The following is a 25739-nucleotide window of genomic DNA, read 5'->3' as shown; positions in this document are numbered from 1 at the left end:
GTGAGCACCACCGCGTACGCAAGGGGAAACCATGTCCACCCGCCGCCGACTGATCGCGGTCGTCGTCCTAGTCCCGGTCCTCGCCGCCCTCGCTCTGTGGGCCTTCGCCTGGCCCGCCGCCCGCACCGCACCCCGCGACCTGCCGCTCGGCGTGGCCGGTCCGGCCGCCGCCACCGCCCAGGTGGAACGCCAACTGGCCCGACACGAGGGGGCGTTCGAGATCCACCGCTACGCCGACGAGGCCGCTGCCCGGGACGCCGTCGAGGACCGGTCCGTATACGGCGCGATCGTCGTGACCCCGGGCGGCACCGAGCTGCTCACGGCCTCTGCGGGAAGTCCGGTCGTGGCCCAGTTGCTCCAGCAGCAGGCCGCCGCCATGGGCACCGAGGTCCGGACCGTCGATGTGGTGCCCGCGCCCGCAGACGATCCCCGGGGCGCGGCCCTCACCTCGAGCGTGCTGCCGCTCGCCTTGGCCGGTATCGCCGGGGGCGCGGTGGTGACGCTGCTCGGTCTGCGCGGCACTCGGGCGGTGGCCGCCCTGGTCGCGTCCGCCGCGCTGGTGGGCCTCGCCGCGGCGGCCGTGGCGCACAGCTGGCTGGGGGTCGTCGACGGCAACTGGTGGGCGGAGGCAGGGGTGTTCAGCCTGGCGACTCTGGCGGTGGGCGCCGCCGTCGCCGGTCTTGCGGCCCTGATCGGGACCCCCGGGATCGGGATCACCGCAGGCGTCATGATGCTGCTCGGCAACCCCTTCTCGGGGGCGGCCTCGGCGCCGGAGATGCTACCCCAGCCGGTCGGCGCGATCGGGCAGTGGCTGCCGCCGGGCGCGGGCGCGAGCGCGCTGCGCTCCACGGCGTTCTTCGACGGCGCCGCGGCGACCGGTCCCGTCCTGACGCTGACCTGGTGGGCGGCGCTCGGCCTCGGCGCGGTGGTGCTCGGCGCCCTGCTGAAGTCCCGGACGGAGAGCGAGCCGGCGGCGGAGCGGGAACTCGCCTCGGTGTCATAGGGGCCAAGGGCGAGTTGATCGACCGTCACCTCGGCGTCGTCGGTCCGCCCGATCCCGCCCATGCGCCGGTACATGCGCCGCGTGTGCTGGACGGACAGCGCCGCGCGACTCTCGTCACGGTGGCGTCGCGCTCGGACAGTTGACGCACGTGAGCGCGGTGCGGGCGTCCCGCCGCGATCTCGAGTCGTCCGGCTCTGAGTTGAAACGGACCAAACGACGTACCCCCTTTTGGCGTAGTCACCTCTCCTTTTGGCGACCCGTCAGGGTTGCGCAACGCGCGTGGCTCGGGGACCGAAATGGACGTTCCGTGCCTGGTCCGGGCATCCCCCGGGCACTCGACGATCGTTCGAATGGACCAGTGTCCACCCGAACGGGTGAGTGGTGAGTAACGCCACAAATCCCCGGTTCCATTGGGATTTTCGGACATCGGTGAGTCAAGATCCCTGTCTGACGACAAGCCCCCGCCACAGCGGCGGGGCGGTCCGGGCGGACGCCGAGTCCTGCCGCCGCCCGGATGACCGGTCGACAGGAGTGGATCGGCAGGAGTGGAGGACCCAAGCACGACGGGTCGCCGGCACGGAAGTTCGCGCCGAGCAGCCCTTGGGGTGAAGCCGCTTACGCGGCCGGGCTACTTCGCCAGCCCGAATCCGACAGGTCATCCTTCACAGGCGGCTGACGAAGGGTTGCGCATGACTGCGCTCAATCGTGTCCCGTCGCTGATGGCCCGGGCCGGCACGGCTTCGGCTCTCACCATCGCCGCCGTGGGCGGTTCGATCGTGGCCCCCGGCCTCTCCTCCGAGGCGGAGGCGGCCACACCGGCGACGAAGGCACTCCAGGTCGCGGCCTCCAAGAAGGGCTCCCCGTACAAGTGGGGCGCCATCGGACCGCACCGCTTCGACTGCTCCGGGCTCACGCTGTACTCGTACAAGAAGGCGGGCAAGACGCTGCCCCGTACGGCGGCCCAGCAGTACAACAAGACGCGCCACATCTCCGCCAAGAGCCGCAAGTCCGGCGACCTCGTGTTCTTCCACTCGGGGTCGAACGTGTACCACGTCGGCATCTACGCCGGGAAGGGGAAGATCTGGCACGCCCCGAAGACCGGGGACGTGGTGAGGCTGCAGAAGATCTGGACCAAGAGCGTCTGGTACGGCCGGGTGAGCTGACCGGCGACCCTCAGGGGCGGCGGCGCATCTGACCCGCCGCCGCCCTGACGGGCGTCATGAGGGCGCGCCCACGAACCTATGGCTCCTGCTGCCCCACGATCGTCACCGGGCGGGCCGGGGCCGTCCAGGGCAGTTCGATGGAGACCGTCTTGCCGCCCTCACGGGTCGGCCGGACTCTGAGGCGGCCGCCGCACTCCGCGGTCAGCCAGCGGATGATCACCAGTCCGCGCCCGTTGTCCTGCTGGACGGCGGCGGGCAGCCGCTTGGGAAAACGCGGGTGACTGTCGGTCACCCCGATGCGCAGTTGCTCGTCATGGTGCAGCTCGATGTCCACCGTGAAGGTGGGTGACTGACCGAGCGTGTGCTGTACGGCGTTGGTGGCGAGTTCGGAGACGATGAGCCTGATGGTGTCGGCCACTTCCGTCTCGACCGGCAACCCCCATTCCGCGAGGGTGCTGACCACATAGCCACGCGCCGCGGAGACCGAGGCGGGATCGCTCGGCAGAGTGACGGATGCTTCCAGATGGTCTGCCATGGCGACGTCGTCCCTTTCCCACGGGACCGCAGTCCGACACGGAGCGGATGGTTCGAGTACGGTCCCGGACTGGTGCTTCATCGCCAGACTGCCATTACCTCGCCGGTCACGGTGGCGATCCACCAAGATATGCATATATCTGTCGCTCAAAGCGGTGAACTCTGCTACGCGAGACCGTATTTGGGCGGCCCGGTTGGAGTAAGGAGTAGCGCATGCAGCACGGGCCGGCGGTACGCCGCCGAAAGCTGGGCGCCGAACTGCGTGCGTTGCGCACCGGTGCGGGCCTGACGAGCGGTGAGGCGGCGCGCCTGGTGGGCTGGCACCAGTCGAAGGTGAGCCGGATCGAGACCGGTGCCAGCGGGGTGAAACCGGCCGATGTGCGGTTACTCCTGGATGCCTACGCGGTCGGCGACTCCCAACTACGGGACTTGCTGCTGGTGTTGGCGGGGTCCGACGGCGGGGCCGGACGGCATCACTGGTGGCACGCGTATCGCGGGGTACTGCCGCCGACCTACCGGGACTTCATCAGCCTGGAGTCCCAGGCGAGCGCGATGCGCACGCTGGAGACCTCCGTGGTGCCGGGGCTGTTGCAGACGCCGGAGTACGCGCGGGCGGTGACCCGGGCCGCGGTGGGCGGTCTCGATGAGACGGACGAACGGCTGGACGCGCTGGTCGAGGTGCGGCTGGCCCGGCAGGACGTGCTGCGCGGGCTGCCGCCGCTGGAGTTGAGCGCGGTGCTCGACGAGGCGGTGCTGCGCCGGAACATCGGCGGTCCCGGGGTGATGTCCCGACAGCTGTGGCGGCTGGTGGAGGCGGGGCGGCTGCCTCAAGTGTGCCTTCAGGTACTGCCGTTCACCGCGGGAGCGCACATCGGTATCACGGGGCCTTTCGTTATCTTCTCATTTTCGCGCACTTCTGATCTGGATGTGGTTGTTCTCGACCACCTTACGAGTAGCCTCTACCTCGAACGGAAAGAAGACCTCCAGGCGTACACGGAGGCCTTCACCACCCTTCAGATCCACGCCCTTTCGCCCGAGGAAACGTTGGATTACATCGCCGCGATAGCTGACGGCGCGTAAGGAGGCACCATGTCTGCAATGCCTCGGCACGTACCTTCCAGTACCGATCTGCCTGCGGCGCACTGGGTGCGCAGCAGCTACAGCACGGGTGCGAACAACTGCGTGGAGACGGCTCGGCCGCTGACCGGTCCAGGGGCCGGACTGCTCGCCGTGCGCGACTCCAAGAGCCCGGCCGGACCCGCGCTGCTCTTCTCCCCCGAGAGCTGGGCGGACTTCACGGCCGCGTTCCAGTCCTGACAGTTCCCGATCCGTTCGGATCGGTCTCGATCAGTTCCGTTTCGATCAATTCCCTCGCCGCGGCGGCAGGGCCGTGTCACGCCGACTCATGGTCGTGTCTCGCCGATGACCCGTACAGCGCGTTCGATCTGCCCGTCCGTGAGATCCGCGCGGGCGGTCAGCCGCAGCCGTGAGATGCCGTCGGGCACGGAAGGAGGACGGAAACAGCCCACGGCGAGGCCCGCCCCCCGGCAGTCCGCCGCCCAGCGCACGGCCTCCTCCGGGGACGGCGCGCGCACCGAGACGACCGCGGCGTCCGGACGCACCGCCTGATGGCCCTCGGCCGTCAGGCGGGCGTGCAGTTCACCGGCCACCGCACGCGCCCGTGCCGCCCGCTCCGGCTCCCGGCGCAGCAGCCGCAGAGCCGCCAGGGCGGCACCGGTCGCGGCGGGCGCCAGACCGGTGTCGAAGATGAACGTCCGGGCCGCGTTGACCAGATGGTCGATCACCCGGGCCGGGCCCAGGACGGCACCGCCCTGGCTGCCCAGCGACTTGGACAGCGTCACCGTGACGACGACGTCGTCGGCGCCCGCAAGCCCCGCCGCGTAGGGGGCACCCCGGCCGCCGTCGCCGAGCACCCCGAGCCCGTGCGCGTCGTCGACCACGAGTCCCGCGCCGTACTCCCGGCACGCCTCGGCGAGCCCGGCCAGCGGGGCCGCGTCGCCATCGACCGAGAAGACGGTGTCGGAGACCGCCACCGCCGGTCCGTCATGGGTGTGCAGTGCCTTGCGCACGGCGTCCGGCTCGGCGTGCGCGACCACCTGGGTCGTACCGCGGGCCAGCCGGCAGCCGTCGATGAGCGAGGCGTGATTGCCCGCGTCCGACACGATCAGCGAGCCGTGCGGCCCGAGCGCGGTGACCGCGGCGAGGTTGGCCGCGTAGCCGGAGGAGAAGACCAGCGCCGCCTCGAAACCGCAGAAGTCCGCCAGCTCGCGCTCCAGCTCGCCGTGCAGCTCCGTCGTACCGGTGACGAGCCGGGAGCCGGTGGCGCCGCCGCCCCAGGTCCGCGCCGCCTCGGCCGCGCCCTCGGTGACCTCCGGATGGTGGGCCAGGCCCAGGTAGTCATTGCTCGCGAGGTCCAGCAGCGGCGAGTCGGCGGGGCGGGGGCGCAGGGTCCGGACGAGTCCGGCGCGGCGGCGCAGCTCCGCCTGGTCGTCGATCCAGCCGAACGCCATGGGTCCTCCGGGGATTTTGTAGGCAGCGCACAGACACTAGCGGGACGACCCGGCACCCAGGGTGTGGCAATACCCACACCTCGAAGCGCCCGAGTTGTACGAACTCTCCTTGGCCAGGAACCCCTCCGTAAGACAGGATCAGCTCTCATGGACCTGCTGAACACGCTGGTGGACAAGGGGCTGCGGCGCGAGCTGCCGACCCGTGAGGAAGCCCTGGCCGTCCTCGCGACGTCCGATGACGACCTGCTCGATGTGGTGGCCGCGGCCGGCAAGGTGCGCCGGCACTGGTTCGGCCGTCGGGTGAAACTGAACTACCTCGTCAACCTCAAGTCCGGCTTGTGCCCCGAGGACTGCTCCTACTGCTCGCAGCGGCTCGGCTCGACCGCCGGGATCCTCAAGTACACCTGGCTCAAGCCCGACGAGGCCTCCAAGGCGGCGGCCGCGGGGCTCGCCGGCGGCGCCAAGCGCGTCTGCCTGGTGGCCAGCGGACGCGGCCCGACCGACCGCGACGTGGACCGTGTCTCGGACACCATCAAGGCGATCAAGGACCAGAACGAGGGCGTCGAGGTGTGCGCCTGTCTCGGTCTGCTCTCCGACGGCCAGGCCGAGCGGCTGCGCGAGGCGGGCGCCGACGCGTACAACCACAACCTCAACACGTCCGAGGGGACGTACGGGGACATCACGACCACCCACACCTACGCCGACCGCGTCGACACCGTGCAGAAGGCGCACGGGGCCGGTCTCTCCGCGTGCTCCGGCCTGATCGCCGGCATGGGTGAGAGCGACGAGGACCTGGTCGATGTCGTGTACTCGCTGCGCGAGCTCGACCCGGACTCGGTGCCGGTCAACTTCCTGATCCCGGTCGAGGGCACCCCGCTGGCCAAGGAGTGGAACCTCACTCCGCAGCGGTGCCTGCGCATTCTGGCGATGGTGCGGTTCGTCTGTCCCGACGTGGAGGTACGGATCGCCGGTGGCCGCGAGGTCCATCTGCGGACCATGCAGCCGCTCGCCCTGAACCTGGCCAACTCGATCTTCCTCGGCGACTACCTCACGACCGAGGGCCAGGCGGGCAAGGCCGACCTGGAGATGATCGCCGACGCCGGGTTCGAGGTGGAGGGCGCGGGCGAGGTGACGCTGCCGGAGCACCGGGCGGCCGGGGGTGGCTGCGGGTCCCATGCGGGCGGCCATGACTGTGGCGGCTGCGGTTCTCACGAGGGCGGCGGGGTCTGCGGTTCCGTTCCGGCGCCGGCCGAGCAGGCCGAGCCCGGTGAGGTCCGCAGCGATCTCGTCGCCGTGCGCCGCCGCGGCGCCGGGACGGATGTCGCGCCCAATGCCTGACCTGAGCGTGCCCGAGCTGCTGGACCTCGACCGGAAGCATGTGTGGCATCCGTACGGTCCGATGCCGGGCCGCCAGGAGCCGCTGGTCGTGGAGTCGGCGAGCGGGGTACGGCTGCGTCTTGCGGACGGCTCGGGCGAGCTGGTCGACGGGATGTCGTCCTGGTGGTCGGCCATCCACGGCTACAACCACCCGGTGCTCAACGAGGCGGCCGTCGAGCAGCTCGGCCGGATGAGCCATGTGATGTTCGGCGGGCTCACGCACGAGCCCGCCGTACGCCTGGCGAAGCGCCTTGTCGACATGTCGCCCGAGGGTCTCGAGCATGTCTTCCTCGCCGACTCGGGGTCGGTGTCGGTCGAGGTCGCGGTGAAGATGTGCCTCCAGTACTGGCGCTCGCTGGGGCGTCCCGGCAAGCAGCGGCTGATGACCTGGCGGGGCGGCTATCACGGTGACACCTGGCAGCCGATGTCGGTGTGCGACCCCGAGGGCGGGATGCACGAGCTGTGGACCGGAGTGCTCCAGCGCCAGGTCTTCGCGGACCCGCCGCCGGCGGAGTACGAGGAGTCCTACGCCGACCATCTGCGGTCGCTCATCGAGCGGCACGCCGACGAACTGGCCGCGGTGATCGTCGAGCCGGTGGTGCAGGGCGCGGGCGGGATGCGGTTCCACTCCCCCGCGTATCTGCGGGTGCTGCGGGAGGCGTGCGACGCGTACGGGGTGCTGCTGATCTTCGACGAGATCGCGACCGCCTTCGGGCGTACCGGCGCACTGTTCGCGGCGGACCACGCGGCCGTGACGCCGGACGTGATGTGTGTCGGCAAGGCGCTGACCGGCGGCTACATGACGCTGGCCGCCACCTTGTGCACCACGCGCGTGGCCGACGGGATCTCCCGGGGCGAGGTGCCGGTGCTGGCGCACGGGCCGACGTTCATGGGCAATCCGCTGGCGGCGGCCGTCGCCTGTGCCTCGCTCGAACTGCTGCTGAGCCAGGACTGGCTCGCGGAGGTCAAGCGGATCGAGGCGGGCCTGCGCGAGGGGCTGGCTCCGGCCGCGGACCTGCCGGGCGTGCGGGACGTGCGGGTTCTCGGCGCCATCGGCGTCGTTCAGCTCGACCACCCGGTGGACATGAAGGCGGCCACGGAGGCGGCCGTACGCGAGGGTGTGTGGCTGCGGCCGTTCCGCGATCTGATCTACACGATGCCGCCGTACGTCACGGGCGACGCGGACCTGGCACGGATCGCGCACGCGGTGTGCGCGGCGGCGCGGGAGGGCTGAGATGTCGGTTCTGGTGATCACGGGCACCGGCACGGAGATCGGCAAGACGATCACCACCGCCGCCGTCGCCGCCACGGCACTCGCCGCGGGCCGCACGGTGGCCGTGCTCAAGGCCGCGCAGACCGGCGTACGGCCGGACGAGCGCGGGGACGCCGACGAGTGCGCGCGGCTCGCCGGTGCGGTGACGACGGCCGAACTCGCCCGCTTCCCCGAGCCGTTGGCACCGGGCACGGCCGCACGCCGGGCGGGGCTGCCACCGGTGCGCCCGCACGAGATCGCCGAGGCCGCCGCGAAGCTGGCCACCGAGCACGACCTGGTACTGGTGGAAGGGGCGGGCGGGCTGCTGGTCCGCTTCGACGACATGGGCGGCACCCTGGCGGACGCGGCCGAGTTGCTGGGGGCACCGGTCGTGGTGGTGGCACCGGCCGGTCTGGGCACGCTGAACTCCACGGAGTTGACGGCCCATGAACTGCGTGCTCGGCGCCTGGACTTCCTCGGCGTCGTGATCGGCAGTTGGCCCGACGCGCCGGATCTGGCGTCCCGTTGCAATGTGGCCGACCTGCCGAAGGTGTCCGGTGCGCCGCTGCTGGGGGCGCTGCCCGCCGGTGCGGGGGCGCTGGCACCGACTGACTTCCGTACGGCGGCGGGTGGTTGGCTGGCCGCGGAGCTCGGCGGCACATGGGACGCTGCGGCGTTCCGGGAGCGCGTGGCCCTCTGAGCTCTGGGGGGCTCACACCGGGTCCTTCTCGGCCAGCAGTCGGACGAGTTCGATGCGCGACCGGATGCCGAGCCGGGTGAACACGCCCCGCAAGTGGTGGTCGATGGTGCGGGGGCTCAGGGCCAGGCGGGCGGCGATCTCGCGGTTGGTGGCGCCCTCGGCCGCCATTCTGGCGACCAGGAGTTGTTGCGCGGTGAGCCGGGCGGTCGGATCGTCGGGGTCGGAGGGTGCGGGGTCGGCGGGGGCGCCGAGGGCGCGGAGTTCGGCTCGGGCCTGGGCCGCGCAGTGCGGCGCGCCGAAGGACTCGAACGCCTCCAGGGCGCTGTGCAGCCGGTCGCGGGCCTCCGTACGGCGGCGCAGTCGGCGCAGCGCGCCACCGAACAGCAGCTCCGTGCGGGCGCGTTCGAAGTCGCGGGTGCCGCGCCCGTGCAGGACCAGCGCGCTGCGGTAGTGCTCCACGGCCTCGGCGCCGGGCGCGAGCAGTGCGCGGCAGCGGGCGCTCAGGGCCAGATCGTCGGCGCTGCCCACGGTGCTCGCCCAGTGGTGGTAGTCGGCGTGGGCGACCCGGGCGACGCGGGTGTCCCCGGTGCGGGCGGCGGCCTCGACGTAGTGCGGGGTGGCCAGATGGCGGACCGCGCGATGACCGTGCCCCGGGCCGAACCCGGCGAGCGCGCGCAACCGGGCCGCCGCCGCGGCGAACCGCCCGGTGCCCAGGTCCAGACAGGCGAGCGCCCACTGCGCGAGCGCCGCGGGCAGTCCCAGACCGTGGGCGAGGGCGTACGACCGTGCCGTGGCGGCGCGTTCCCGGCAGACCTCGGCGTCGCCGGTGAGCGCCGCGAACATGGCGAGGGCGGCCTGGAGATGGCAGGCGCCGTTGTCCTGGCCGGTGGTGTGGGCCTGCCACAGGGCGTCGGTGGCGGCGGCCTCTCCGGCGCGGGGGCGGCCGGTCCAGAAATCGGCGTACGCCCGGAACTCCATGGCCTGTGCCACGGCGACGGTCGTGCCCCGGGCGCGGGCGGAGTCGGCGGCGCGCAGGGTGGCTCCGGCGGCGCGGGTGTGGTCGCCGAGGAGCAGGGCGGCGATGCCGGCGTGGATCAGGAGCGTGGGGTCGCCGCCGGGGCCGCACCTCCCGGCCGCCGCCTCCAGCAGCGTCCGCGCGTCGACGTACCGCCCTTCGAAGGCCGCGACCAGGCCGCCCAGGGTGCCGGGCACCTCGACGCCGAGCCGTCCGGCGACCCGGGCCGCCTCCTTCAGCCGCCGTAGGTCGCCGGTGTAGATGGCGGCTTCGGTGGCCCGGGCGAGCAGGTGGGTCGCGCGGCCGCCCTGTTCCCGGCCCGCCTCCCCGAGCAGGGCATCGAAGGCGTCGGTCGCGTTGCCCGCTCTGAGGGCCAGGACGCCGGTCAGCGCCGGGTCGGCGGTGGTGAGGTGCCGGGCGCGGTCGCTGTCGCCGGACTGCCAGGCGTGGTCGGCGGCGCGGGCGAGCAGCAGGGTCTGCTCGGGCGGGTCGGGGCAGAGTTGGGCGGCGCGTTCGGCGAGGGCGCGGGCCAGGGTGAGGCGTCCGCTCTGCTCCGCCGTCCGCGCCGCGTCCCCGAGTTCCGCCGCGAGCCGCCCGCTCGGGCCGAGCGCGCCGGCGCCCCGGTGCCAGGAACGCCGGGGTGTCTCCCCGGCGCCGTGCAGGACTCGGGCCAGCAGCCGGTGCACGTCCCGCCGGTCCGCCGGACTCCCCGTCTCGTAGGCGGCGATCCGCGTCCACGCGTCGCGGAACACGACCCCGCGCGCCCCGGCATGCGCCACTCCGGCCGCCTCCGCCGCCTCCAGCGGGCGGGTGTCGAGGCGGGCGGCGGTGACGGCGCGCAGGAAGGCGTGGGTGGCGACCGGGTACTGGTCGGCCGCGGCCAGCAGCAACAGCAGCCGGGTGTCGTCGGGCAGGGCGCGGATCTCGGCTCGATGCGCGTGGAGGAACTCGGGCGCCAGCTCGGCCGGTTCCGTGGGGAGCGGGTCGATCCCCGCCGCCTGCCGCGCCGTCAGCCTGCCCGCAGCTTCGGCGGCGGCGCGCGGATCGCCGTATACGGCACGCAGCACGCGCACCCGCACCGGCTCGGACAGGGTCCGCGCCGGATGCTGTGCGGGGCCTGTGAACTGCGGTGTCGAAGTGCGGTCGAGGGGCTGGGGGTTCACCGGGGTCACCACACAAAAGACGTTACTGGCGAGTTAATTGACGAGTAAAGACCGGCGATTTCACCGATGCGGCGCGCGTAGACCCGGCCCGACACTCCTGGCGAACCCCACACGCCTCAGGAGGCCCCCATGCAGCGCCCCATGCGTCGCATCGCCACGGCCGTCGCGACCGCGGCCGCTTCGCTCCTTCTGACCCTCGCCGTTTCCCCCACACCCGCCCAGGCCGCGACCCACAACCCGGTCGTCTTCGTACACGGTCTGAGCAGCTCGTCGAGCAGCTGGGACGACTGGATCGCCGACTTCAAGGCGGACGGCTACACCTCCTCCGAGCTGTACGCCTTCTCCTACGACTGGTCCCAGTCGAACGCGACCACGGCCCGTCAGCTCGCCACCTACATCAACACCGTGCGCACCCAGACGGGCGCCGCGAAGGTGGACCTGGTCGTGCACTCCATGGGCGCCCTCGGCTCCCGCTACTACCTGAAGAACCTGAGCGGGACGACGTACGTCGACGACTTCGTCTCGACCGCGGGCACCAACCACGGTACGACCACCGCCGGATGGTGCTCCTGGCTGTACACCTCGTGCGCCGAGATGTACACCGGCAGCTCCTTCCTCACCTCGTTGAACTCCGGTGACGAGACCCCCGGCAGCGTCTCGTACGCCAGCTACTGGTCCAACTGCGACGACGCGCTCACCCCGGACACCACCGCGATCCTCAGCGGGGCGACCAACGTCGAGGTCGGCTGCATCTCGCACACCGACATGAACAACGACTACGGCGTCTACGAACAGGTGCGCGACTTCATCGCCTGAGCCGCGCACCGAGGGCGCACAGCGGGGGTGTGCGGCGGGCGTCCGGGGGACAATCGGGATATGGCCCGTCCGTCCCGGGAGGTTCCCATGCCGCTTCGGTCCGCCGGCACCGGCAAGGTGTCGCGGGATGCCGTGCACCATCCGCTGTTCGCCCGTTTCTACGCCCGCTTCAGTGTGAAGGCCGAGACCGATCTGGGCATGGCCGGCCTGCGCGACCGGATGCTCGCCGGACTGTCCGGCCGCGTGATCGAGATCGGGGCGGGCAACGGCCTGAACTTCGCCCACTATCCGCCCACTGTCTCGGAGGTCGTCGCGATCGAGCCGGAGCGTGTGCTGCGGCAACTGGCCGTGGAGGCGGCCCTGCGCTCCGAGGTCCCGGTGGATGTGGTGCCGGGGGCGGCGGAGGCGCTGCCGGTCAAGAGCGAGGCGTTCGACGCGGTGGTGGTCTCGCTGGTGCTGTGCAGCGTCCGGGACGTGCCGCGGGCGCTGTCGGAGATCCGGCGGGTGCTGCGGCCCGGCGGGGTCGTGCGGTTCCTGGAGCACGGCCGGGGCGGCGGGACCGCGATGCACCTCACCCAGCAGGCTCTGGACCGTACGGTGTGGCCGCTGCTCTGCGGCGGCTGCCATGTCGGCCGGGAGCCGGTGGCGTCCCTGCGCGAAGCGGGCTTCGAACTCGGCCCCTACCGGCGGATCCTGGTGCCGGAGAAGGGGCCGAGGATGCCCACCTCGTACTGCGTGCTGGGTACGGCGTGGCGGCCCAGGGACGAGGACTGATCACTCGCACCACTCCCGCAGCCGCCCCGCGATGTCCTGCACGGTCGCCTCACCACTCTTGACCAGCCGGGCCAGTTCGCGGACCTGTACCGGCGAGGTGACGACCTTCAGGCCGCTGGCGACCAGGTAGGCGTAGGCCACGGCGGAGGCGAACAGGGCGTTGGAGCGCTCCAGTGCCGGGACATGGATGAGGAGTTGGAGCAGGGCCGCGGCTCGGGCGTGCGGGGTGTCGTAGACGGGCACGTCGAATATCACGGCGTCGTGGCGGGCGACCGCCGCGACCAGGGCGCCCCAGTCGGTGACCTGGGGGTCGCCCGGGGTCATCCGTTCGGCGAGCATCAGCAGCCAGGCGAGGTCGACTCTCACTTCGCTCAAGGCTCAGCGACGACCTTCGCGCTCCGTGCCGAACTCCTCGGCGAAGACGGACTCGTACTGCTTCATGAAGTCGGCGGCGGCCTCCACGAAGGTGTGGCCGACCTCGCCGGCGTCCTGCCGGACCAGTTCCTCGATGTAGCGGTTGACGCTCATGCCGCGCGCCATCGCGCGTTCGCGGGCCGCGCGGGCGGTGTCCTCGTCGACGCGGACGTTCAGCTGGGTTTTCGCCATACCACGAAGCTAGCGCCGAGGTGCTAGCAGAGGCAAGGGAGTCATTCCTGGGGTGGAGACCGACTCGGACCGCAGAAGGATGTCCGGTGTGCGCCGGGTCACATTACGCTCGGCCCTGGCAAGGACGTCGCGATGTCCAGGACCGAGGAGGCCGCCTTGTCCACTCCTGCTCCGGTGCACGACCCGGCCGACGCGATCGCGGCCCGGGCCCGCGGTCTGACCAAGGCGTACGGCTCGGGCGAGACGGCGGTGCTGGCGCTGGACTCGGTGGACGTCGACATCGCGCGGGGCCGTTTCACCGCGGTCATGGGCCCCTCGGGGTCCGGGAAGTCCACGCTGATGCACTGCCTCGCCGGGCTCGACAACGTCTCGGCCGGTCAGGTGTGGCTCGGCGCCACCGAGATCACGGGGCTCAAGGAGCGTGAGCTGACCCGGCTGCGGCGGGACCGGATCGGGTTCATGTTCCAGTCGTTCAACCTGATCCCGACCCTGAACGCCGCCGAGAACATCACCCTGCCCATGGACATCGCGGGCAAGAAGCCCGACGAGAAGTGGCTGGACCAGGTCATCGACACGCTCGGTCTGCGGGACCGGCTGCGGCACCGGCCCGCGCAGCTCTCCGGCGGCCAGCAACAGCGCGTGGCCTGCGCCCGCGCCCTCGTCTCCCGCCCCGAGCTGATCTTCGCCGACGAGCCGACCGGCAACCTCGACTCGCGCGCCGGTCTCGAGGTGCTCGGCTTTCTCCGGGACGCCGTCGACCAGCTCGGGCAGACCGTCGTCATGGTCACCCACGACCCGGGCGCCGCCGCCCACTCCGACCTGGTGATCTTCCTCGGGGACGGGCGGATCGTGGACGAGATGGCGCGGCCCACCGCGGAGGCGGTGCTGGAGCGGATGAAGCGTTTCGATGTGATCCGGGGCGCCGCCGACGCCCCCGAGGAGGACTGACCCGGTGCTCAAGGCGACCCTGCGCAGTTTCCTCGCCCACAAGGGGCGGCTGCTGCTCTCCGCCCTCGCGGTGCTCCTGTCGGTCGCGTTCGTCGCGGGCAGCCTGATCTTCTCGGACACCGTCAGCCGTACCTTCGACCGGCTCTTCGCCTCGACCGCTGCCGATGTCACGGTCAGCCCGAAGGAGAACCTCGACGAGTCGTTGCCGTCCGGCTTCACCCCCACGCTGCCGGCCTCGCTGGTGAACCGGGCGGCCCGGGTCGAGGGCGTCGAGACGGCGCGTCTGGACGTGGACGTGGAGGGCATCACGGTCGCCGACGAGGACAACGAGTCCGTCGGCCCGACCACCGGCGCCCCCACCATCGGCACCAACTGGAACCCCACCGACCGCAGCCCGGTCGAGCTGACCTCCGGTCACGCCCCAAAGGGCCCGGAGCAGGTGCTGATCGACGCCGACACCGCCGACAGCAAGGACGTGGCCATCGGTGACACGCTCACCGTGATCGCCGCGCCCGGCTCGTTCAAGGCCGAGGTCGTCGGCATCGCCACGTTCACCACGACCAACCCCGGCGCCGGACTGTTCTTCTTCGACACCCCGACCGCGCAGACCCGGCTGCTGGGCGACGCGGACGCCGGGACCAGCATCTCGTTGGACGCCGCGGAGGGCGTCAGCGATCCGCAGCTGAAGCAGCGGGTGGTCGCGGCGCTCGGCGCGGGCACCTACGACTTCCGCACGGCCGACGAGCAGGCCGAGTCCGACCTGGACCAGCTGGGCGGATTCCTCGACGTCATCAAGTACGTGATGCTCGGCTTCGCCGGGGTCGCCGTGCTGGTCGGGGTGTTCCTGATCGTCAACACCTTCTCGATGCTGATCGCCCAGCGCACCCGCGAGCTGGGCCTGCTGCGGGCGCTCGGCGCCGACCGGCGCCAGGTGCGGCGCTCGGTGCTCCTGGAGGCGCTGCTGCTGGGCCTGGTCGGTGCCTCGCTGGGCCTTGCCACCGGGATCGGCCTTGCCATCGGGCTGATAGAGCTGATGGGCCTGCTCGGCATGAACATCCGTTCCGCGGACATGGTGATCGGCTGGGCGACGCCCGTGTCGGCGTACGCCGTCGGCCTCGGCGTCACCTTCGTCGCGGCCTACCTCCCGGCCCGGCGCGCGGCCACCGTCTCCCCCATGGCGGCGCTCGCGGACGCCGAGATCGCCGGGGTCGGCAAGCCGCTCAGGGTGCGCGCGATCGTGGGCCTCGTGGTCGGGGCGCTCGGCGCGGCGGCGCTCGTGGGCTGCGCCACCGCCTCCAAGACGTCGTCGTCCGCGTCCCTGCTGGGCCTCGGTGTGCTGCTGACGCTCATCGCGACCGTCATCGCCGGGCCCCTCCTGGTCCGGCCGGTGATCCGGGTCCTGGGCGGGGCCTTCCCCGCGCTGTTCGGTTCGGTCGGCCGGATGAGCCAGCGCAACGCCCTGCGCAACCCGCGGCGCACGGGGGCCACCGCGGCGGCCCTGATGGTCGGGCTCGCGCTGGTCGGCGGGATGTCGGTGGCGAGCGCGTCGATGACCAAGTCGTTCGACGAGCAGATCGACAAGACACTGGGCGCCGACTTCGTCGTCCAGAACACCAACTTCGTGCCGTTCCCACGGGAGATCACCGAGAAGATCCAGGACACCGAGGGCGTCGGCCTGGTGGTCCGCTCCCAGCTCACCACGATCGCGGCGCGGCTCCCGGACGGCGACCGCGTCGAGACGACCGCCGCGGGCTATGGTCCGCGCTTCGACGACGTCGCCAACATCACGTACGCGCAAGGCGACACGGCCGCCGCACTGGCCGACGGCGCCATGGCCATGGACCGGGACTTCGCCCGCGACCACGGGGTACGCGTCGGCAGCACGATCCCCGTCGAGTTCCAGGGCGGGCGCACCGCCGAACTGACGGTCGGGGCACTGACCGACATGGAGTCCGCCGACGGATTCGGCACCCAGGGCGGCATGTACTTCGGCCTGGCCACGCTGGAGCGGTACGCGCCGGGCGCCCAGGAGTCGGCGGTCTACGTCAACGCGGCCTCCGGCACGAGCGACGACGCGCTGCGCGCGAACCTGGAGAAGACGCTCGACCCGTATCCCCAGGTGCAGGTCCGGGACCTCGCGGACTACAAGGAGCTCGTGCGCGACCAGATCGCCGTGCTGCTGTACCTGGTGTACGCGCTGCTCGGGCTCGCCATCGTCATCGCGGTGCTCGGGGTGGTGAACACCCTCGCCCTGTCGGTCGTGGAGCGGACGCGCGAGATCGGGCTGCTGCGGGCGATCGGTCTGTCCCGGGTCCAGTTGCGCCGGATGATCCGCCTGGAGTCGGTGGTGATCGCCGTGTTCGGGGCGGTGCTCGGGCTCGGGCTCGGCCTGGTGTGGGGCGTGTGCACCCAGCAGGTGCTGGCCTTGCAGGGCATGACGGCGCTGGCGATCCCGTGGGGCACGATCGTCGCGGTGGTGATCGGCTCGGCGGTGGTGGGCATCGTGGCCGCCCTGCTGCCCGCGCTGCGCGCCTCCCGGATGAACGTGCTGGCGGCCATCGCGCACGAGTGAGCGTCCGCATCCCGGAATTCCGGGCCCACGACCTGACCGTCGTGGTGTGCTCAAAGCATGACTGAGCTACGGATACGGACCGCTGGGCCCGACGACCTCGACGCCGTGCTGGCCTTCTGGAAGGACGCCGCCGAGGGCACCAGCATCAGCGACGACCGGGACGGCGTGGAGCGGCTGGTCGCGCGCGACCCCGAGGCGCTGATCCTCGCCGAGCGGGCCGGCGCGCTGGTCGGCACGGTGATCGCGGGCTTCGACGGCTGGCGCTGTCATCTGTACCGGCTCGCGGTCCACCCGGACCATCGCCGCCAGGGCATCGGCGGCGCCCTGGTCGCCGCCGCCGAGGAGCGCTTCGTACGGCTCGGGGGGCGACGCGGGGACGCGATGGTGCTCCAGCGCAACGAGCGGGCCCATCACGCGTGGCGCGCGGCGGGCTACACACCGCAGGAGCAGTGGCTGCGCTGGGTCAAGCCCCTCACCGACTGACCCCTTACCGACTGACCCTCTTTGCTCATCCTTTAACATTGGAGGACCACTCTCGGTCCTCCAATGAAAGGTGTGTGAGCGTCCGCCCATGGGCGAGCCTCCCAGTACGCGACATCGCGCGCTCCTTCCCACCCTGTCCGATCATGGGACGGAGGTGACCCGATGACCGAAGTGCTCCTGCTGCTGGTGGCGATCCTCCTCTCGGTGGCGTGCGGTGCCTTCGTCGCCGCCGAGTTCTCGCTCACCACGGTCGAGCGCGGCCAGCTCGAACAGGCCGTGGAGCGCGGCGAGCGGGGTGCGGCCGGGGCCTTGAAGGCCGTACGGAATCTCACCTTCCAGCTCTCCGGCGCGCAGCTCGGCATCACGGTCACCAATCTGGTCGTCGGCATGCTTGCCGAGCCGTCCATCGCGCGGCTGCTCGCGGGGCCGCTGGAGTCGCTCGGAGTCTCGTCGTCCACGGCGAGTTCGATCGCCCTGGTGATCGGTACCGGGCTGTCCACGGTGGTCCTGATGGTCGTCGGCGAACTGGTGCCGAAGAACTGGGCGATCTCCTCGCCGCTGGCCGTGGCCAAGCGCGTGGGCAACGGGCAGCGCTGGTTCAGTGCCGCGTTCCGCCCGTTCATCACGCATCTGAACAACACCGCCAACCGGATCGTCCGCCGCTTCGGCGTGGAGCCCACCGAGGAACTGGCCGCCGCGCGCGGACCGCAGGAACTGGCGGCGCTGGCCCGGCACTCCGCCAAGGAGGGCGCCCTGGAGGCGGACACCGCCGAGCTGTTCGTGCGGACGCTGAACCTCGCGGACCTGACCGCGGAGAACGTGATGACCCCGCGCGTGCAGGTCATCGCCCTGGAGGCGTCGGCGACCTGCGAGGACGTGGCCAACGCCACGCGCGCGACCGGACTGTCCCGGTTCCCGGTCTACCGCGGCAACCTCGACACGGTCGTGGGCACCGCGCACATCAAGGACATCCTCGCCGTCCCCGCCGAGCGGCGGGCCCGGGTCCCGGTCGCGGACCTGATGCGCGAGCCGCTGCTGGTCCCCGAGTCGCTCACCGTCGACCGGCTCCTCTACCGGCTCTCCGGCAAGCGCACCATGGCCGTCGTGATCGACGAGTACGGCGGCACGGCCGGCGTGGCCACGCTGGAGGACATCGTCGAGGAGGTCGTCGGCGAGGTGCGCGACGAGCACGATCCGCACGAGACGCCCGACATCGCCCCCGCGGGCAGCGACGACTCCGGCCGGGCCCTGTTCTCGGCCGACGGTTCGGCCCGCGTCGACCGGCTCGCGCGCGTGGGCCTGCGGGCGCCCGAGGGGCCCTACGAGACGCTGGCCGGTCTGGTGGCCCACGAGCTGGGCCGGATCCCCGAGGCCGGGGACTCGGTGCGGGTCGTCGGCTGGCGGCTGGACGTCACGGACGCCTCGGGGCACCGCGCGGCGCGGGTGCTGCTGCACGCGCCGCTCGACGATGAGCTCGACGACGGTCGTGGGGACGGTTCTGACGACAAGGAGGGGACGCTGTGACCGCGATCCAGTTGCTGATCGGTTTTGCGACCCTCGTCGTCAACGCCTTCTTCGTGGGCGCCGAGTTCGCGCTGATCTCGGTGCGCCGCAGCCAGATCGAGCCGTACGCCGAGCAGGGCGACCGGCGCGCCAAGAGCGTGCTGTGGGGACTGGAGCACGTGTCCGCGCTGATGGCCGCGGCCCAGCTCGGCATCACCCTGTGCACCCTGATCCTCGGTGTGGTCGCCGAGCCGGCCATCGAGCATCTGCTGGAGCCGGTGTTCCACGCGCTGGGCGTGCCGGAGGGTGCGGGGCACGCGGTGTCGTTCGTGATCGCGCTGACCCTGGCGACGTATCTGCACATGCTGCTCGGCGAGATGGTGCCGAAGAACATCGCGCTGGCGGAGCCGGTGCGCAGCGCGCTGGTGCTGGGGCCGCCCCTGGTGACGCTGTCGCGGGGACTGCGCCCGGTGATCTTCACGATCAACGCCTTCGCCAACGCCCTGCTGCGGCTGCTGCGCGTGGAGACCAAGAACGAGGTCACCGCGACCTTCTCGGACGCGGAACTGGCGCGGCTGGTGCGGGACTCCGGTGAGGCGGGCCTGATCGACGAGCGCGCCCGGGAACGCCTGCACGACGCCCTGGAACTGGGCCGCCGGCCCGTGCGTGACGTCGTGCTCCCGCTGGAACGCGTCGTCTACGCGCGCGTGGGCGTCACCCCGGAGGAGTTGGAGGGGCTGTCCGCGCAGTCCGGGTTCTCCCGCTTCCCGGTGGTCGACGAGGGGCGCCGGATCGTCGGCTACCTCCATGTGAAGGACGCGCTGGACGCCTCACCGCGGGACCTGCCGTTCCGGGTACCGGACATGCGGCCCATCGCGCGCGTACGGGAGAGCACACCGCTGGACGACGTGCTCACCGCGATGCGCGGCGGCCGTACGCACGTCGCCGCGGTGCTCGGCGACGACGGGCGGCTCTCGGGTCTGGTGACGATGGAGGACGTGCTGCGGGAGCTGTTCGGGCAGCGGACGTAGGGCTTCGCCAGGGGTCCCCGGGGCGACCGACCGATGGGTATGCGCCTCGGGATACCCTGTGCCTCGCTATGCAGACGAACCCCGCACACACCAGCCTGGTCGCCGTCGGCGACTCCTTCACCGAAGGCATGTCGGACCTGCTCCCGGACGGTTCCTACCGGGGCTGGGCCGATCTCCTCGCCGCGCGGATGGCCGCCCGGACCCCCGGTTTCCGGTACGCCAACCTCGCGGTGCGGGGAAAGCTGATCGGCCAGATCGTCGAGGAGCAGATCGAGGTCGCGGCGGCCATGCGGGCCGACGTGGTGACGCTGGTCGGCGGCCTGAACGACACGCTGCGACCCAAGTGCGACATGGGCCGGGTGCGCGGGCTGCTGGAGGAGGCCGTGGAACGCCTCACGCCGTCCTGCAAGCAGCTCGTGCTGATGCGCAGCCCGGGTCGCCAGGGCCCGGTCCTGGAGCGGTTCCGGCCGCGCATGGAGGAGCTGTTCGGCTACGTCGACGAGCTGGCCGATCGACACGGCGCGCTGGTTGTCGACCTCTACGGCGCCCCCTCGCTCTCCGATCCCCGGCTGTGGGACGTGGACCGGCTGCACCTGACCCCCGAGGGCCACCGCCGGGTGGCGGAGGCGGTGTGGCAGACACTCGGATACGAGCCCGAGGACCCGGAGTGGCGCACTCCGATCCCGGCCACGCCGCCGCCCGGCTGGGTCAGCCGCCGGGTCACGGACGCGCGGTTCGCCCGGCAGCACCTGCTGCCGTGGATCGGCCGCCGCCTCACCGGCCGCTCCTCCGGCGACGGCCTGCCGGCCAAGCGGCCCGAGCTGCTGCCGTACGAGGGCCCGGCGGCCTAGCCCGGCCTGCCCGGCTACCCGGCTTGTACGTTCCGCCAAAGCACCCGGTGGCGCTGGCCTGCACGAATCGCCAGTAGACTCCGTACACGTGACTTCAGCGCCCGCCAAGCCCCGCATCCCGAACGTCCTCGCCGGACGCTACGCCTCCACCGAGCTCGCCACGCTCTGGTCCCCCGAGCAGAAGGTGAAGCTGGAGCGTCAGCTCTGGCTCGCCGTGCTGCGGGCCCAGAAGGACCTCGGGATCGAGGTGCCGGACCAGGCACTCGCCGACTACGAGCGCGTCCTGGACCAGGTCGACCTGGCCTCCATCGCCGAGCGCGAGAAGGTCACCCGGCACGACGTGAAGGCGCGGATCGAGGAGTTCAACGACCTCGCCGGGCACGAGCACGTGCACAAGGGCATGACCTCCCGCGACCTCACGGAGAACGTCGAGCAGCTCCAGATCCGGCTCTCCCTGGAGCTGGTGCGCGACCGTACGGTGGCGGTCCTGGCGCGTCTCGGCAAGCTCGCCGGGGAGTACGGCGAGCTGGTCATGGCCGGCCGCTCGCACAACGTGGCCGCGCAGGCCACCACGCTCGGCAAGCGCTTCGCGACCGCCGCCGACGAGCTGCTCGTCGCCTACGCGCGGGTCGAGGAGCTGCTCGGCCGCTACCCGCTGCGCGGCATCAAGGGCCCGGTCGGCACCGCGCAGGACATGCTGGACCTGCTCGGCGGCGACGCGGCGAAGCTCGCCGAGCTGGAGGACCGGATCGCCGGGCACCTCGGCTTCTCGCAGGCCTTCACCTCGGTCGGCCAGGTGTACCCGCGCTCCCTCGACTACGAGGTCGTCACGGCGCTGGTGCAGCTGGCGGCGGCGCCGTCCTCGCTGGCCAAGACGATCCGGCTGATGGCCGGGCACGAGCTGGTCACCGAGGGCTTCAAGCCCGGCCAGGTCGGCTCGTCCGCGATGCCGCACAAGATGAACACCCGCTCCTGCGAGCGCGTCAACGGCCTCATGGTCATCCTGCGCGGCTACGCCTCGATGACCGGCGAGCTGGCGGGCGACCAGTGGAACGAGGGCGACGTGTCCTGCTCGGTGGTCCGCCGGGTCGCCCTGCCGGACGCCTTCTTCGCCCTGGACGGCCTGCTGGAGACGTTCCTGACCGTGCTGGACGAGTTCGGCGCGTTCCCGGCGGTCGTGGCCCGTGAGCTGGACCGCTACCTCCCCTTCCTGGCCACCACCAAGGTGCTGATGGGCGCGGTGCGGGCGGGCGTCGGCCGCGAGGTCGCGCACGAGGCGATCAAGGAGAACGCGGTCGCCTCCGCGCTCGCCATGCGCGAGCAGGGTGCCGAGCGCAACGAGCTGCTGGACAAGCTGGCGGCGGACGACCGGATCCCGCTGGACCGGGCGCAGCTCGACGCGCTGATGGCCGACAAGCTCTCCTTCACGGGCGCCGCCGCCGACCAGGTGGCCGTCGTCGTGGCCCGGATCGAGGAGATCGTGAAGCAGCGTCCGGAGGCCGCGGGCTACACCCCGGGAGCGATCCTCTGACGCGCTTCACCGCCGAGGAGTTGGAGGCCGCCCGCGAGCGTCTGGTACCGGACGTGGCAGCGAGCGGCCTCCGCGTGTTGTTCTGCGGCATCAACCCCGGCCTGATGACGGCGGCGACGGGCCACCACTTCGCCCGTCCCGGCAACCGCTTCTGGCCGGTGCTGCATCTGTCCGGGTTCACGCCGAGGCTGCTGAAGCCGACGGAGCAGTCGGAGTTGCTGTCGTACGGGCTCGGGATCACCAATGTGGTGGCGCGGGCGACGGCGCGGGCCGATGAGCTGAGCGCCGAGGAGTATCGCGAGGGCGGACGGCTGCTGGCGGAGAAGGTCGGCAGGCTGCGGCCGAGTTGGCTGGCGGTGGTGGGGGTGACGGCGTACCGGGCGGCTTTCGACGACCGGAAGGCGCAGGTGGGGCCGCAGGAGCGGACGATCGGGGACACGCGCGTGTGGGTGCTGCCGAATCCCAGCGGCCTGAACGCTCATTGGACGGCGCAGACGATGGCGGAGGAGTTCGCGCGGCTGCGGGTCACGGCGGATCCTCCCGCGTGATCAGGACGAACACCTTGGGCATCTCCTCCTTTTCACGGTCGAGGACCGTCAGGACCACCCAGGTGCCCTCCACCTCCCAGGTGCGCAGTTCCGTCGCGAAGACGGTGAGCAGGGCCCAGGCCTCGGCTATTCGCCCACCGCGGGCTCCGTGCTCGACGAGCGTGGTGGTGCCCCACCGGGCCGGCTCTCCCCAACGCGCGGTCAGCAGCTCGGCCAGGGCCGCCTCGTAGGCGTAGCAGTCCTCCTCGCTCGGCCAGTCGCGCGGCCCTAAGACGGCCTGGTGATAACCGGGCTCCGCGGGAATCTCCCGTGCGCGGAGCCCGTCGATCCGGGCGAGATCCTTCGCGATGTCCATGTGATCCAGTAAAGCGGCCACCACTGACATTTGGCGGGGCGTCAGCCGACGTCCGGTCAGGCATCCCGCCGGCGCACGCTCCACGCGCCCGCCACCAGGGCCGCGGCCGTCCACAGCGCGGTCACGGCCAACCCCGACCAGGGGCCGAGGGTCCCGTCGTACGTCTCGTACAGGATCACCTGACCCGCCTTGTCGGGCAGGAAGTCGGTGACGCCCCCGGCGGTGTCGCCGACGACGAAGGAGACGACGAGCACGAAGGGGATCAGCAGGGAGAGTGTGGCCACGCCGCTGCGCAGCACGGCCGTGAGTCCGGCAGCGAGCAGGGTCATCAGTGTGAGGTAGAGCGCGGAGCCCAGGACGCCTCGGACCTGTTCGCCCGTGCTCAGCCCGCTCGCCGCGTCGCCGAGCCCGGCGCGTGCCACGGCGAAGGCGGCGGTCGTGGTGGCCAGGGCCATGAGCAGGGCCGGCACGGCGATGGCCGTCACCTTGGCCGCGAACCAGTGGCCGCGCCGCGGGACCGCGCAGAGCGACAGCCGGAGCGCGCCCGCGTGGTACTCGGCGGACACCGCCAGGGCGCCGAAGGTGATCGCCGCGATCTGGCCGGGCAGGACGCCGGACAGGGCCGTGAACAGCGGGTCCGTGTCCGGTTCCACGGTCTCGGCGCCGGCGATGGCGGAGAAGGCGGTGGTGGCGGTGAGCAGGGCCAGCAGCGTCCCGTACAAGGAGCGCAGGGTGCGGATCTTCAGCCACTCGGCGTGGAGGGCGGGGGCGAACGCCATGTCAGGCCTCCTGCGGCTGCGGCGCGGACGGGTGGGCGGTGAACTCGGTCTCCTCGGCGGTCAGATCGAGGTAGGCCTGTTCCAAGGTGGCCTCCTCCGCGGCCAGTTCGAGGATGGGCACGCCCGCGGCGGACAGGAGCCGCCCGATGTCGTCCACCCGCGCGTGGTGCACGGTCCAGTGCCCTTCGGTCTCCTCCACGGCGGTGTGGCCGTGCTCGGTGAGCAGGCTTGCGAGGGCCTGCGGGTCCGTGGTGCGGATGCGGACGCGTGGTTGAACGCGCGCGTGGATGAACTCCCGCATCGGAGTGTCGGCCAGCAGCCGCCCTCTGCCGAGGACCACGAGGTGGTCGGCGAAGGAGGCGGTCTCGTTCATGAGATGGCTGGAGACCAGGACCGTTCGGCCTTCCTCGGCGAGCCTGCGCAGCAACTGGCGGATCCAGATGATGCCTTCGGGGTCCAGACCGTTGGACGGCTCGTCGAGCATGATCACCTCGGGGTCGCCGAGCAGGGCGGCGGCGATGCCGAGCCGCTGCCGCATGCCCAGGGAGTACGTCTTCACCCGGTGCCGCGCGACCGAGGTGAGCCCCGTCTCCGCCAGCACCTCCTCGACCCGGCGGGCGGCGATCCGGTTGGCGGCGGCGAGGATGCGCAGGTGGTCGCGGCCGGTGCGGGAGCCGTGCGCGGCCTGCGCGTCGAGCAGCGCGCCCACCCGGCGCAAGGGTTCCTGAAGCGTGGCGTAGGGGCGGCCGCCGACGGTGGCGGTGCCGGAGGTCGGCCGGTCGAGGCCCAGGACGAGCCGCATGGTGGTGGACTTCCCGGCGCCGTTGGGGCCGAGGAAGCCGGTGACACGGCCGGGCAGCACGCTGAAGGTGAGCCGGTCCACGGCTCGCCGGCCGCCGTACTCCTTGGTGAGTGCTTGGACTTCGATGCTGGTCATGGCACCAGCCTGGCCGGGCGCGGGGTGCCGTCACCTCCCCCGCGCGTGGAGATCGTCTCCCCCGTGCGGGGGAGGCTCGTTGTCAGTGGCGGCTGGCACGATGACGGCATGGTCCGCCTTCTCCGCCCGCTGCTGCGCGGGACGACGTACACCCGCGTGGTGCACCTGTGGGTGCCGATGCTGATCGTCAGCGTGTGGATGTTCATCGACCCGTCGACGCCCTGGGTGCCCGCGCTCGTGCTGCTCCCGGTCGGTCTGATCCCGGCCGTGCGGACGGGCGAGGGCGTGCAGGCGCGGCTGTTGCTGATGCGGGCCGACGAGGAGTCGGTCATCTCGGTCGAGCCGTCGGCGACCTGGCGGGACCGGCTGCGCACCGTGCTGTGGCTTCAGGCGCGGATGGCGCTCGGCGCGGTGACGATGTTCGCCACCGTGTGGCTGCCCGTCCTCACGGTCGAGCTGGTGCAGCTCGCGGCCGGCCAGAACCCCGGCGACACCCCGGTGCTGCGGGACCTGGCGCCGCACTGGGCCTACGCCCTCCTGGCGCCGATTCCGCTCGTCGTGCTGTACGGCGCCGTGCTCGGTCTCGGCGAGCTGGTCACCGCCGTCGCCCGGCGGCTGCTCGGCCCCTCCGCCGCCGAGCGCCTGGCCGCCCTGGAGGAGCGCACCGAGCAGCTCCTGGAGCGCAATCGCATCGCCCGCGAACTGCACGACTCGATCGGCCACGCCCTGACCGTCGCCGTCGTCCAGGCCGGTGCCGCGCGAGCGGCGGGCGATCCGGCCTTCACCGACCGCGCGTTGGAGGCCATCGAGGAGACCGGGCGGGCCGCGCTGGAGGATCTGGAGCGGGTGCTCGGCATCCTCCGTGAGTCGGACCGGCCCGTGAGCAGCAGGCCCACACTGGTGGACGCCGACCGGCTGCTGGACTCCGCGCGGGCCGCCGGGGCGAAGCTCGACGTCGAGTTCTCCGGACCGCTGGACACCGTGCCCGGACCGGTCTCCCGCGAGGGGTACCGCATCCTCCAGGAATCACTGACCAATGTGCTGCGGCACGCGGGCGCCGTACCGGCCGGGGTACGCGTCGACGTCACCGGCCGCGCCCTCGTCCTGGAGGTGCGCAATCCGCTGACGGCCGAGATACCCGGTCCCGGCCGGGGCAGCGGACTGCGCGGCATTCGCGAGCGCGCGGCGCTGCTCGGCGGGCGGGCGTGCACCGGTCCCACCGAAGGCGACTGGCAGGTGCATGTAGAGCTGCCGTTGCGTTGATCTA

Annotated in this window: 26 protein-coding genes and 1 riboswitch; of the genes, 18 read left to right on the top strand and 8 right to left on the bottom strand. The window is 71.9% G+C overall.

The window, feature by feature from the left end; translation table 11 throughout:
- The first annotated feature begins 31 nt into the window (after positions 1-31).
- Entirely contained in the window at positions 32-1003 is a 972-nt protein-coding gene (locus BN159_RS36450) for an ABC transporter permease (RefSeq protein ID WP_015662053.1), read from the top strand.
- A gap of 494 nt (positions 1004-1497) precedes the next feature.
- Positions 1498-1689, top strand: a riboswitch (cyclic di-AMP (ydaO/yuaA leader).
- Positions 1690-1692: 3 nt separating this feature from the next.
- The gene (locus tag BN159_RS36445; RefSeq protein WP_015662052.1) at positions 1693-2166 is read left to right on the top strand and encodes a C40 family peptidase; all 474 of its coding nucleotides are present in this window, start codon (positions 1693-1695) and stop codon (positions 2164-2166) included.
- Between the two features lie 76 nt (positions 2167-2242).
- On the opposite strand, the gene BN159_RS36440 is transcribed toward BN159_RS36445, so the two are convergent.
- Positions 2243-2701, bottom strand: a complete 459-nt coding sequence (locus BN159_RS36440; RefSeq protein WP_015662051.1) for an ATP-binding protein — start codon at positions 2699-2701, stop codon at positions 2243-2245.
- A 212-nt stretch (positions 2702-2913) separates the two neighbouring features.
- On the opposite strand from BN159_RS36440, the gene BN159_RS36435 reads away from it, so the two are divergent.
- On the top strand, positions 2914-3780 hold the full coding sequence (locus BN159_RS36435; protein ID WP_015662050.1) for a helix-turn-helix domain-containing protein: 867 nt from the start codon (positions 2914-2916) through the stop codon (positions 3778-3780).
- 9 nt (positions 3781-3789) lie between these two features.
- Complete coding sequence (locus BN159_RS36430; protein WP_015662049.1) at positions 3790-4017, top strand: DUF397 domain-containing protein; 228 nt, start codon at positions 3790-3792, stop codon at positions 4015-4017.
- Between the two features lie 86 nt (positions 4018-4103).
- Here BN159_RS36430 and BN159_RS36425 read toward each other — a convergent pair whose 3' ends face one another.
- Positions 4104-5231, bottom strand: a complete 1128-nt coding sequence (locus tag BN159_RS36425; RefSeq protein WP_015662048.1) for an 8-amino-7-oxononanoate synthase — start codon at positions 5229-5231, stop codon at positions 4104-4106.
- Positions 5232-5378: 147 nt separating this feature from the next.
- Here BN159_RS36425 and bioB point away from each other — a divergent pair, with 147 nt between their 5' ends.
- The 3 genes from bioB to bioD are packed head-to-tail and all read left to right on the top strand — an operon-like array spanning position 5379 to position 8560.
- Positions 5379-6569 carry a biotin synthase BioB gene (gene bioB / locus BN159_RS36420; RefSeq protein ID WP_015662047.1) on the top strand — a complete coding sequence of 397 codons (1191 nt, stop codon included), beginning with the start codon at positions 5379-5381 and terminating at the stop codon, positions 6567-6569.
- Positions 6562-7842 carry an adenosylmethionine--8-amino-7-oxononanoate transaminase gene (locus tag BN159_RS36415; protein WP_015662046.1) on the top strand — a complete coding sequence of 427 codons (1281 nt, stop codon included), beginning with the start codon at positions 6562-6564 and terminating at the stop codon, positions 7840-7842. Before bioB ends, BN159_RS36415 begins: the two co-directional genes overlap by 8 nt.
- 1 nt (position 7843) lies before the next feature.
- The gene (gene bioD / locus BN159_RS36410) at positions 7844-8560 is read left to right on the top strand and encodes a dethiobiotin synthase (RefSeq protein WP_015662045.1); all 717 of its coding nucleotides are present in this window, start codon (positions 7844-7846) and stop codon (positions 8558-8560) included.
- Between the two features lie 12 nt (positions 8561-8572).
- On the opposite strand, the gene BN159_RS36405 is transcribed toward bioD, so the two are convergent.
- Complete coding sequence (locus BN159_RS36405) at positions 8573-10750, bottom strand: helix-turn-helix transcriptional regulator (RefSeq protein ID WP_193384302.1); 2178 nt, start codon at positions 10748-10750, stop codon at positions 8573-8575.
- 117 nt (positions 10751-10867) lie between these two features.
- Between BN159_RS36405 and BN159_RS36400 the strand changes: the two genes are divergently transcribed.
- The gene (locus BN159_RS36400; protein WP_015662043.1) at positions 10868-11554 is read left to right on the top strand and encodes an esterase/lipase family protein; all 687 of its coding nucleotides are present in this window, start codon (positions 10868-10870) and stop codon (positions 11552-11554) included.
- A gap of 87 nt (positions 11555-11641) precedes the next feature.
- Positions 11642-12328, top strand: coding sequence for a class I SAM-dependent methyltransferase (locus tag BN159_RS36395; protein WP_015662042.1), 687 nt, complete (start codon positions 11642-11644; stop codon positions 12326-12328).
- On the opposite strand, the gene BN159_RS36390 is transcribed toward BN159_RS36395, so the two are convergent.
- Positions 12329-12667 carry a fic family toxin-antitoxin system, toxin component gene (locus BN159_RS36390; RefSeq protein ID WP_408055052.1) on the bottom strand — a complete coding sequence of 113 codons (339 nt, stop codon included), beginning with the start codon at positions 12665-12667 and terminating at the stop codon, positions 12329-12331. It lies immediately after the preceding gene.
- A 39-nt stretch (positions 12668-12706) separates the two neighbouring features.
- Positions 12707-12934, bottom strand: a complete 228-nt coding sequence (locus tag BN159_RS36385) for a hypothetical protein (protein ID WP_015662040.1) — start codon at positions 12932-12934, stop codon at positions 12707-12709.
- A 132-nt stretch (positions 12935-13066) separates the two neighbouring features.
- Here BN159_RS36385 and BN159_RS36380 point away from each other — a divergent pair, with 132 nt between their 5' ends.
- The 8 genes from BN159_RS36380 to mug all read left to right on the top strand — a co-directional run bounded on the left by BN159_RS36380 (position 13067) and on the right by mug (position 22401).
- The gene (locus tag BN159_RS36380; RefSeq protein WP_015662039.1) at positions 13067-13882 is read left to right on the top strand and encodes an ABC transporter ATP-binding protein; all 816 of its coding nucleotides are present in this window, start codon (positions 13067-13069) and stop codon (positions 13880-13882) included.
- Between the two features lie 4 nt (positions 13883-13886).
- Positions 13887-16454: an ABC transporter permease gene (locus BN159_RS36375; protein WP_015662038.1), complete on the top strand. Its 2568-nt coding sequence runs from the start codon at positions 13887-13889 to the stop codon at positions 16452-16454.
- Positions 16455-16511: 57 nt separating this feature from the next.
- Positions 16512-16937: a GNAT family N-acetyltransferase gene (locus BN159_RS36370; RefSeq protein ID WP_015662037.1), complete on the top strand. Its 426-nt coding sequence runs from the start codon at positions 16512-16514 to the stop codon at positions 16935-16937.
- 162 nt (positions 16938-17099) lie between these two features.
- Complete coding sequence (locus BN159_RS36365) at positions 17100-18461, top strand: hemolysin family protein (protein ID WP_015662036.1); 1362 nt, start codon at positions 17100-17102, stop codon at positions 18459-18461.
- Complete coding sequence (locus BN159_RS36360) at positions 18458-19471, top strand: hemolysin family protein (RefSeq protein ID WP_015662035.1); 1014 nt, start codon at positions 18458-18460, stop codon at positions 19469-19471. The genes BN159_RS36365 and BN159_RS36360 overlap by 4 nt, the downstream gene beginning before the upstream one ends.
- A gap of 68 nt (positions 19472-19539) precedes the next feature.
- Positions 19540-20322, top strand: a complete 783-nt coding sequence (locus BN159_RS36355; protein WP_015662034.1) for an SGNH/GDSL hydrolase family protein — start codon at positions 19540-19542, stop codon at positions 20320-20322.
- Between the two features lie 88 nt (positions 20323-20410).
- Entirely contained in the window at positions 20411-21853 is a 1443-nt protein-coding gene (purB, locus tag BN159_RS36350; protein ID WP_015662033.1) for an adenylosuccinate lyase, read from the top strand.
- Positions 21850-22401 carry a G/U mismatch-specific DNA glycosylase gene (gene mug, locus BN159_RS36345; RefSeq protein ID WP_051113579.1) on the top strand — a complete coding sequence of 184 codons (552 nt, stop codon included), beginning with the start codon at positions 21850-21852 and terminating at the stop codon, positions 22399-22401. The genes purB and mug overlap by 4 nt, the downstream gene beginning before the upstream one ends.
- Here the strand turns inward: mug and BN159_RS36340 are convergent.
- Genes BN159_RS36340 through BN159_RS36330 form a run of 3 tightly spaced genes read right to left on the bottom strand, consistent with a single transcriptional unit; the run spans position 22379 to position 24472 of the window.
- Positions 22379-22756, bottom strand: coding sequence for a hypothetical protein (locus BN159_RS36340; RefSeq protein WP_015662031.1), 378 nt, complete (start codon positions 22754-22756; stop codon positions 22379-22381). The two genes, mug and BN159_RS36340, sit on opposite strands and share 23 nt — an antisense overlap.
- 56 nt (positions 22757-22812) lie before the next feature.
- Positions 22813-23535 (bottom strand): ABC transporter integral membrane protein, encoded by a 723-nt coding sequence (locus BN159_RS36335; RefSeq protein WP_015662030.1) that lies wholly within the window; start codon positions 23533-23535, stop codon positions 22813-22815.
- Position 23536: 1 nt separating this feature from the next.
- Complete coding sequence (locus BN159_RS36330) at positions 23537-24472, bottom strand: ATP-binding cassette domain-containing protein (protein ID WP_015662029.1); 936 nt, start codon at positions 24470-24472, stop codon at positions 23537-23539.
- 108 nt (positions 24473-24580) lie between these two features.
- On the opposite strand from BN159_RS36330, the gene BN159_RS36325 reads away from it, so the two are divergent.
- Complete coding sequence (locus tag BN159_RS36325; protein WP_015662028.1) at positions 24581-25735, top strand: sensor histidine kinase; 1155 nt, start codon at positions 24581-24583, stop codon at positions 25733-25735.
- The last annotated feature ends 4 nt before the right edge of the window (positions 25736-25739 follow it).

This window comes from Streptomyces davaonensis JCM 4913, assembly GCF_000349325.1.
GTDB classification, from domain to species: Bacteria; Actinomycetota; Actinomycetes; order Streptomycetales; family Streptomycetaceae; genus Streptomyces; species Streptomyces davaonensis.
This window is presented reverse-complemented; position numbering and strand designations above follow the sequence as displayed.

Excerpts from the sequence above, each read along its gene's own strand:
- BN159_RS36450 (WP_015662053.1), top strand. The coding sequence starts at position 32 with ATGTCCACCCGCCGCCGACTGATCGCGGTCGTCGTCCTAGTCCCGGTC.
- BN159_RS36445 (WP_015662052.1), top strand. The coding sequence starts at position 1,693 with ATGACTGCGCTCAATCGTGTCCCGTCGCTGATGGCCCGGGCCGGCACG.
- BN159_RS36440 (WP_015662051.1), bottom strand. The coding sequence starts at position 2,701 with ATGGCAGACCATCTGGAAGCATCCGTCACTCTGCCGAGCGATCCCGCC.
- BN159_RS36435 (WP_015662050.1), top strand. The coding sequence starts at position 2,914 with ATGCAGCACGGGCCGGCGGTACGCCGCCGAAAGCTGGGCGCCGAACTG.
- BN159_RS36430 (WP_015662049.1), top strand. The coding sequence starts at position 3,790 with ATGTCTGCAATGCCTCGGCACGTACCTTCCAGTACCGATCTGCCTGCG.
- BN159_RS36425 (WP_015662048.1), bottom strand. The coding sequence starts at position 5,231 with ATGGCGTTCGGCTGGATCGACGACCAGGCGGAGCTGCGCCGCCGCGCC.
- bioB (WP_015662047.1), top strand. The coding sequence starts at position 5,379 with ATGGACCTGCTGAACACGCTGGTGGACAAGGGGCTGCGGCGCGAGCTG.
- BN159_RS36415 (WP_015662046.1), top strand. The coding sequence starts at position 6,562 with ATGCCTGACCTGAGCGTGCCCGAGCTGCTGGACCTCGACCGGAAGCAT.
- bioD (WP_015662045.1), top strand. The coding sequence starts at position 7,844 with ATGTCGGTTCTGGTGATCACGGGCACCGGCACGGAGATCGGCAAGACG.
- BN159_RS36400 (WP_015662043.1), top strand. The coding sequence starts at position 10,868 with ATGCAGCGCCCCATGCGTCGCATCGCCACGGCCGTCGCGACCGCGGCC.
- BN159_RS36395 (WP_015662042.1), top strand. The coding sequence starts at position 11,642 with ATGCCGCTTCGGTCCGCCGGCACCGGCAAGGTGTCGCGGGATGCCGTG.
- BN159_RS36390 (WP_408055052.1), bottom strand. The coding sequence starts at position 12,667 with ATGCTCGCCGAACGGATGACCCCGGGCGACCCCCAGGTCACCGACTGG.
- BN159_RS36385 (WP_015662040.1), bottom strand. The coding sequence starts at position 12,934 with ATGGCGAAAACCCAGCTGAACGTCCGCGTCGACGAGGACACCGCCCGC.
- BN159_RS36380 (WP_015662039.1), top strand. The coding sequence starts at position 13,067 with ATGTCCAGGACCGAGGAGGCCGCCTTGTCCACTCCTGCTCCGGTGCAC.
- BN159_RS36370 (WP_015662037.1), top strand. The coding sequence starts at position 16,512 with ATGACTGAGCTACGGATACGGACCGCTGGGCCCGACGACCTCGACGCC.
- BN159_RS36365 (WP_015662036.1), top strand. The coding sequence starts at position 17,100 with ATGACCGAAGTGCTCCTGCTGCTGGTGGCGATCCTCCTCTCGGTGGCG.
- BN159_RS36355 (WP_015662034.1), top strand. The coding sequence starts at position 19,540 with ATGCAGACGAACCCCGCACACACCAGCCTGGTCGCCGTCGGCGACTCC.
- BN159_RS36340 (WP_015662031.1), bottom strand. The coding sequence starts at position 22,756 with ATGGACATCGCGAAGGATCTCGCCCGGATCGACGGGCTCCGCGCACGG.
- BN159_RS36335 (WP_015662030.1), bottom strand. The coding sequence starts at position 23,535 with ATGGCGTTCGCCCCCGCCCTCCACGCCGAGTGGCTGAAGATCCGCACC.
- BN159_RS36330 (WP_015662029.1), bottom strand. The coding sequence starts at position 24,472 with ATGACCAGCATCGAAGTCCAAGCACTCACCAAGGAGTACGGCGGCCGG.
- BN159_RS36325 (WP_015662028.1), top strand. The coding sequence starts at position 24,581 with ATGGTCCGCCTTCTCCGCCCGCTGCTGCGCGGGACGACGTACACCCGC.